The organism is Pontibacterium sp., assembly GCF_964228735.1.
Classification (GTDB): Bacteria; Pseudomonadota; Gammaproteobacteria; order Pseudomonadales; family Balneatricaceae; genus Pontibacterium.
Window position 1 is genome coordinate 1 of the sequence record NZ_CAXRBQ010000128.1, and the last position, 6,611, is coordinate 6,611.

At 51.2% G+C, this 6,611-nt stretch carries 5 protein-coding genes and 1 pseudogene; 4 read left to right on the forward strand and 2 right to left on the reverse strand.

Annotated features, from left to right (window positions below):
• Positions 1-405, reverse strand: a pseudogene (locus tag ACEQ15_RS14745) (mandelate racemase/muconate lactonizing enzyme family protein); the annotation flags it as partial.
• Between the two features lie 498 nt (positions 406-903).
• Between ACEQ15_RS14745 and ACEQ15_RS14750 the strand changes: the two are divergent.
• The 4 genes from ACEQ15_RS14750 to ACEQ15_RS14765 all read left to right on the forward strand — a co-directional run bounded on the left by ACEQ15_RS14750 (position 904) and on the right by ACEQ15_RS14765 (position 4,989).
• Complete coding sequence (locus tag ACEQ15_RS14750) at positions 904-1,875, forward strand: ABC transporter substrate-binding protein (protein ID WP_370279979.1); 972 nt, start codon at positions 904-906, stop codon at positions 1,873-1,875.
• Positions 1,876-2,064: 189 nt separating this feature from the next.
• Positions 2,065-3,099, forward strand: a complete 1,035-nt coding sequence (locus tag ACEQ15_RS14755) for an ABC transporter permease (RefSeq protein WP_370279980.1) — start codon at positions 2,065-2,067, stop codon at positions 3,097-3,099.
• Positions 3,100-3,110: 11 nt separating this feature from the next.
• A complete protein-coding gene (locus ACEQ15_RS14760; protein ID WP_370279982.1) occupies positions 3,111-4,178 on the forward strand; it encodes a glycine betaine/L-proline ABC transporter ATP-binding protein in 1,068 nt (355 codons plus the stop codon).
• A gap of 40 nt (positions 4,179-4,218) precedes the next feature.
• Complete coding sequence (locus ACEQ15_RS14765; protein ID WP_370279983.1) at positions 4,219-4,989, forward strand: SDR family oxidoreductase; 771 nt, start codon at positions 4,219-4,221, stop codon at positions 4,987-4,989.
• Positions 4,990-5,198: 209 nt separating this feature from the next.
• Here ACEQ15_RS14765 and ACEQ15_RS14770 read toward each other — a convergent pair whose 3' ends face one another.
• The gene (locus ACEQ15_RS14770; protein ID WP_370279984.1) at positions 5,199-6,074 is read right to left on the reverse strand and encodes a hypothetical protein; all 876 of its coding nucleotides are present in this window, start codon (positions 6,072-6,074) and stop codon (positions 5,199-5,201) included.
• Between the last annotated feature and the right edge of the window lie 537 nt (positions 6,075-6,611).

Sequence of the window (6,611 nt, forward strand, 5' to 3'; positions counted from 1 at the left end):
GTAGGTTTTCACGCGGTCACGGCAGGCACCAAACAGCTGGTACAGCGGCATATTGGCCTGCTTGCCAATCAGGTCCCAGAGAGCGGTGTCGATGGCGGAGATAGCGGATACAGTGACGCCTTTTTGGCCCAGGGGATTGCAGTCGACCCACATTTGCTCCCAGATCTTCTCTACATATAGCGGATTCTGACCAATCAGGAACTGGGTCAGGCTGTTGATCATCGCTTCGAACACGGTCAGACGCATTTTATTGAGGGCAAAGACGTAGTTCTCCCCCACCAAGCCGGTATCGGTTTCGATCATCACCAGAACACAACCGACGGACTCGGTCTTATGGATAGCGGTGATCAGGGGCTTCTGCAGGGGAATCTCCACCTGCATCGTTTTAACATTGGTAATCTTCACGTGTACTCCCGCCTTTCAGATCAGCCAGGTAATCAACACATCTACTGGGACGTAAATAACATCAACGGTCTTATACAGTTACAACGCCGTCTGTTTTTATAGTTGCTTGTCTGACTTGTTATTTTTGTTACCAGCCATTCCACTGACTGGAAGCTATCGTTAGGGGCATCCTAGAACAGCAAAAAACACAACTGAAATTTAAAAGCGTTAACGTTTCCTTAAATTTTATTTATACCCCACCCTGCCAGGCCCCGTGCTGCTTAGAAAACAAGCACCTATCCGGCCCTCCCTGCCTACATAAATTTCATTTAAGTTCTTTCCAATAATTATAAATTTAACAACAGGTCATGCACGGTTCTAGTATCAGCCATAGAAGTTTTCGATCAGACAAATCGAACTCCGGTTCGTCAACATCACGTGGATTGAGTAGCTGTGGTAACCCTCCCAAGTAACAGCAATCCACCTGGTTAAGCAAAATAAAAACTAAAGGAAACGACTATGAAAAAATCACTCCTGGCAATTGCTGGTTTTGTTGCTGGTACTTCCATGATGTCCACCGCCGCACACGCGAACTGCGGCGAAATCAGCATCAGTGAGATGAACTGGGCTTCCTCCCAGTTGGTAACTTACGTATCCAAATTCCTGCTGGAAGAAGGCTACGGCTGTAAAGTACAAACCGTGCCTACCTCGACTGTGCCTTCCGTAACATCCGTGGCTGAAACCGGTAAGCCAGACATCGTAACCGAGCTGTGGCTGAACTCCGTGCCGCTGTACACCAAGCTGGAAGAGCAAGGCAAAGTTGTTACCGCAGCGAAGATTCTCTCTGACGGTGGCCAGGATGCATGGTGGATTCCTAAGTACCTGGTAGATAAGCACCCAGAGCTGAAAACCATCGAAGGTGTTCTGGCCAATCCAGAACTGGTGGGTGGTCGTTTCCACAACGCACCTAACGGTTGGGGCATCCGTATCAAGAACGACAACCTGATCAAAGCGTTCGACTTCGAAAGCCACAAGATGGGTGTCTTCAACCACGGTTCCGGTGAAACCCTGGCCGCCTCCATCGCATCCGCTTACAACAATAAAGAACCATGGTTCGGCTACTACTGGGCGCCAACCTCCGTTCTGGGTAAGTACGAGATGGTTGCGGTAGATCTGGGCCCATACAACGATGCGGCTCACAACTGCGCACAGGATGAAGAGTGTGCGAACCCACAGAAAACCTCCCTGCCTTCCGCACCGGTTGTGACTGCCATCACCAGCGATCTGGCGAAACGCGCACCTGAAGTGCTGGAGCTGATGAAGAGAGTAACCTTCACCAACGCCGAAATGGGCAAACTGCTGGCGTGGCAGGAAGAGAACAAGGCCTCGTCTGAGGAGACCGCGGTTCACTTCATTACCACCCAGCAAGGCACCTGGTCCCAGTGGATCAATGACGATGCCCGTAAAAACCTGGCAGGCCTGCTGAACTAAGTAGCTGCCCACCGGGCTTGTGGCTGACTATGTCGCAAGCCCGGTCCCCTCGCGTATTGGCTACAAAGACTGCTGCCGATGGGCTCTGTGCCCCAGCATCTAAACCCAAGTAGCGAAGTACCGACACCCGCCTAAGAGCCGACTTTCAACCAGGCGGGACACTGAATAAGAATAAACAGGATAAGAACAATGGCATTCTATGATTCGATTTTCGATTCGCTAGGGTTAAAAGAGTGGTGCGGCGCCGAAGCCAAGGGTGGCCCGATGACCATGGCGGAATTGCTGGCCCGTAGCAAAGGCACTCAGACTGAAGAAACCTCTGTGTGGAACGTCCCGTTCCCATCGCTGGACGAGCTGCACGCCTCTTGTAACGCGATCCCACGTACACGCGATATGACCTCCGGCGTCGAGCAGTTCTTCCTCGATATTAAAAGCAGCCTGCAGTTTGTGCTCGATCCGCTGACCCAACCCCTGAGTTGGTTGCTGGACGGATCAATCTGGATGTTTGTTGCCATGCCGTGGTGGCTGCTGATTGCCCTGACACTGGTCGCGGTACAGTTCATTACCCGTTCCAAGAGCGCCACCCTGCTGGTTGCGTTCACCTGGCTGTTTATGGCGTTTATCGACCACTACACCTACGCCGTACAAACCATGGCGATCATCTTCGTCTGTACCGGGCTCAGTGTGCTCATAGGGGTACCAATAGGTATAGCGATGTCGAAAAACGACCGCCTGCAGAAAGCCGTGATTCCGGTGCTGGATATGCTGCAAACGTTGCCATCGTTCGTATACCTAATCCCGCTGATCTTCCTGTTCAGTGTGACCGAATCCAAGCTCTACGGTATCGCCATCATTCTTTACGCGATCGTGCCAGTGATCCGTCTGACCGACCTGGGTATCCGTCTGGTTGATCAGGACATCATCGAAGCGGCCAACGCCTTCGGCATGAGCGCCCGTCAGAAACTGCTCAGCGTAGAGTTGCCACTGGCCCTGCCTAACATCATGGCCGGAGTGAATCAGACCATCATGATGTCCCTGGCGATGGTGGTAATCGCATCGTTGGTATCCGCGCCGGGCTTGGGTGTGCTGGTACTACGCGGCATCAACAACCTTGAATTGGGTGTAGGTCTGGTATCCGGTTTCTGCATCGTAATCCTGGCCATCCTTCTTGACCGTGTCAGCAAAGCCACACTGGCTCGCGTTGACGTATCACAGCAGAACTGAGGGCGCTGACGATGACTGCAAACGTAAAAGTATCGATTAAGAATCTGTACAAGATCTTCGGCACCGATCCGGAATCAGCGCTGGTACACGCCAAGAACGGCGTCGAGAAAGCAGAACTGCTGGATCAGCACAGCCATGTATTGGGCCTGAAAGATATCAATATAGACATGAAAGACGGCGAGATCACGGTGATCATGGGGCTGTCCGGTTCCGGTAAGTCCACCCTGATCCGTCACTTTAACCGCCTGATCGAACCGACCGACGGTCAGATCCTGATCGACGGCGTGGACGTGATGACGCTGTCTGACGACGCCCTGCGCAAGTTGCGTCAGCAGGATATGTCGATGGTGTTCCAGAAGTTCGCGCTGCTGCCGCATAAAACTGTGCTGGAAAATGCCGGCACTGCACTGCGTGTGCGCGGTGAAAGCAGCGACAAGGCCGATCAGGAAGGCCGCAAATGGCTGGACCGTGTTGGTCTGGCAGGCTTTGAAGATCACTACCCTCACCAGCTTTCCGGCGGTATGCAGCAGCGTGTGGGTATCGCCCGCGCGCTGACCTCCAACTCGGCGGTGATGCTGATGGACGAAGCGTTTTCGGCGCTCGACCCGCTAATCCGTACCGATATGCAGGATCTGCTGCTGGAGCTGCAGAAAGAGCTGCACAAAACTATCATCTTCATCAGCCACGACCTGGATGAAGCCCTGAAACTGGCAGACCACCTGGTGATCCTGAAAGATGGCGAAGTGGTGCAGCAGGGAGAACCACAGCACATCCTGCTCAACCCATCCGATCCGTATATCGAAGACTTTGTCAGCGACATCAACCGTGCCCGTGTGTTGCGTGTTCGCTCGGTGATGCGCCCACTGTCCGATAGCACCGCCGCCCACGCCGGTACTGTGGATTACAACGACACATTGGAAGATGTGATCTCCCACTCCGACGGCGACACCAGCAAAGTCTACCTGGTGAAGAACGGCACCGAAGCGGTCGGCACCATCTGCATGAAAGACCTGGTACGCGCACTGGTACCTCGCGCCCCTTCTGAAGAAGGTGTGCGTAGCCAAGTCAACGCAGCGTAATCAAACAACAAAAATAAATACGAAGTTAAAGGTGTAACGAATGAACGTATCTCTTGCTGAAAAGCGAGTAGTGATCACCGCCGGTGGCGCGGGTATGGGCCGGGCCACCGCACTGGCGATGCACAAACTTGGCGCAACCGTATTTACCTGCGACGTAGATGAAGCTGCACTGGCGAGCCTGCCGGACGAGATCACCACCTTTGTTTGTGACGTATCCGATCCGGTGCAGGTGGATGCCATGTTCGACCAGATCCTGCCGGACGGTCTGGATATTCTGGTGAACAACGCCGGTATCGGTGGCCCAACCGCACCGATCGAAGATGTGAGCAATGACGAGTGGCGTCAGTGCATGGGCGTGTGTATCGACGGCCAGTTCTACTGCGCGCGTCGCGCGGTACCGGTATTTAAGCAACAGCAGTCTGGTGTGATCATCAATCTGGTGTCCGCTGCAGGCATCTTGGGCTTCCCGAACCGTAGCCCATACGTCGCGGCCAAATGGGCAGTTACCGGTTTGACCAAAACTCTGGCAATGGAACTGGGCCCGGACAATATCCGCGTAAACGGAATCGTGCCGGGTAACGTGAATGGCGAACGTATGGAACGCATCATCACCGCCCACGCGGAAGCAGAGGATATCGATCCGGAAGAGGTACGTCGCCTCTACGCCATCGGCACCTCCATGCAGTGCTACGTCGATCCAGAAGAGATCGCGGATATGATCTGCTTCCTCTGTTCCGACTACAGCAGAAACGTCTCTGGCCAGATCGTGGGTGTGGATGGCTTTACCGAGACGCTATACCCACGTACTTGATGGATATAAGTTTCATTCAGAAATGGCTCGGTAATCCGGGCCATTTCTCTCTTAAGCCTAAAAAGGCTGCATATCAATTAAAGTGTGTTGCACTGACTCATTGAACCCACAGCATTAAGCGGACATTCGCAGTAGCTATCTCATACCGCATTCTTAGTCGGTTGCCGACACTATGCAGACATAGCCTCATGTTCCTTTTGAGCCTAGGCTCAGTCGAAAAAGCCATTTATCTTGATAACTAACTTTTCCCAAATGGTTGGCTCTGGCTTTGGCAAAGTCCTGAAGTAATCGGGAAGAACCTCTTTCCCGTTTGCTAATTTACTGTTCTTGTCATCAGCAATCATATTGATGGTCAATGTGTCGCTTTCAATCTGATCTGTACCAAACTCTGGGTGGGTCACAAATGTTTGGTATTTATTTGTAGGGATAAACCTGTTCTCGCCTTTGCCATCTCTGATCTGCATACGACAGGTCATAGATGTATTTCGGCTTGCATCCTGTTTGGTCGGATAGAAATTTGTTGTGCAGTAATAGTTGCTATCTTTAGAAACCCTGAAATATTTTTTATCTGTAGTCATTTTGGCAGGTCTTTCCAAGTTCGCACGCCCTCCAAAGCCTCCGCGAGTCCCGCTATATATTGCTCTCGCCATAGGTTGTCTATCCAATACAATGTGTTTTGAATAAAGATTGTTATCGTATTTCCTCCGCAGAACCAGTTCGATTCGAGAAAACCTATAACCACACTCTTTCGCGTTTTCCTCGAGATAAATAGGGATTTGGATACGAAAGTTTTCTTCTGCTATCGGATAAGCTCTATCAACTATTTTGACTTTACGGCTTGAGGTTGTGGTTTGTTTATACGAGCAAGCGTCTGATATGCTCGTACTCACATAACTAGCTAGAAAGGTAGCTTTTAGACGAGGGTCTTTTACACCCTGTATGGTGTAGATCACGGGTTCAGAGACAAGAGGGGTTTTTGATCTATGCGCCGATGGGTCATCAGAGCCTATCCCTGCTTGTACTTCATGAATCGAAGCTTGTATGAGAACAAGCAGCACACATATAAAGGTGCACAATCTACTCATTTTCCTTTCACTCCATTGATAGGATTTTGTGATTATTACGTCCTGTATTTGTCGTCACTATCTCTTAGAAGCTGTGACGAAGCAAGATTGGATGTCCGCTAATGGCACAAAGCAGTATCCTTTTCCCGACACGCCTGATGACCGCTTTGGGTCGGAAACCGACCTCATTGCCTAGTAACGGATGGTTGGCTGGCCGCAGGGTCCAAGGTGGTCGCTTAACGGCACTCAGCAGAGTGCCATAGTCTGTCGAAAGCTCCATGTAGGGTGCTGTTAGTGAAGCGTAACGCACCGTTCAAAGGTTAACGATCTATCTTATGAGCTGCTACACTGCGGCTCAGTCTTCAGATTAAGGTAAGTTAGGAAAACGCATCCGTGCCGGGAGTATGCAGGTTAAGGCGTTCTTCATCTGCAGTCGGATATTTTATCTGATCTCTAAATTTGTACTCTAAGTCACCGATCGCGTTATGAATAAGTTCTTACTTTCTGTATTCTTCTCGGGTCTTTCCTTTCAGGTTTTTGCCGCCTGCTACGAAGGCA

Bases quoted from the DNA above. Each gene is read 5' to 3' on its own strand.
- ACEQ15_RS14750 (WP_370279979.1), top strand. From the start codon at position 904: ATGAAAAAATCACTCCTGGCAATTGCTGGTTTTGTTGCTGGTACTTCC.
- ACEQ15_RS14755 (WP_370279980.1), top strand. From the start codon at position 2,065: ATGGCATTCTATGATTCGATTTTCGATTCGCTAGGGTTAAAAGAGTGG.
- ACEQ15_RS14760 (WP_370279982.1), top strand. From the start codon at position 3,111: ATGACTGCAAACGTAAAAGTATCGATTAAGAATCTGTACAAGATCTTC.
- ACEQ15_RS14765 (WP_370279983.1), top strand. From the start codon at position 4,219: ATGAACGTATCTCTTGCTGAAAAGCGAGTAGTGATCACCGCCGGTGGC.
- ACEQ15_RS14770 (WP_370279984.1), bottom strand. From the start codon at position 6,074: ATGAGTAGATTGTGCACCTTTATATGTGTGCTGCTTGTTCTCATACAA.